Genomic DNA, 426 nt, shown 5'->3' with positions numbered 1-426 from the left:
GTGCCTGCCCTTTCCGCGGCCTCCGCCGGGGTGGCCCGGTCGGCGGCGTCCATCAGGGCACGGAGACCGGCCGGATCGTCGAGGGTCACCGCGGGCGCCGCGTCGGCCAGCATCATCGCCCGCCGCTCGGCGGGATAAGAGGGGTCCACCGGCAGGAAGGCGGCGCCCGCCTGCGCCACGGCCAACTCCGCCGCTATGAGTTCCATCGAGCGCGGCAGGACGAGCGCCACCGTCTGTTCCGGCCCGGCGCCACGCCGCACCAGGTCGCGGCGCAGCAGGTCGACCCGGGCCGCCAGCTCCCGGTAGGTCCAGGTGCGCCGGCCGTCGGTCAGCGCGAGCGCGTGCGGCGTGCGGGCCACCCAGGCGGCGAAGAGCTCGCCGAGCGTCGGGTGCCCCTGTCCGGGGATGCCGCCGCCGTCCGAGGAC

At 77.2% G+C, this 426-nt stretch carries 1 protein-coding gene; it reads right to left on the bottom strand.

The window, feature by feature from the left end:
• The coding region (locus GWK61_RS55315; RefSeq protein WP_194922385.1) for an AMP-binding protein at positions 1–426 on the bottom strand (426 nt) is incomplete at both ends.

The sequence above is a fragment of the Catenulispora rubra genome, assembly GCF_015356825.1.
GTDB lineage: Bacteria > Actinomycetota > Actinomycetes > Streptomycetales > Catenulisporaceae > Catenulispora > Catenulispora rubra.
The sequence above is the reverse complement of the archived record's forward strand: the minus strand, read 5'-3'. Positions and strand labels throughout refer to the sequence as shown.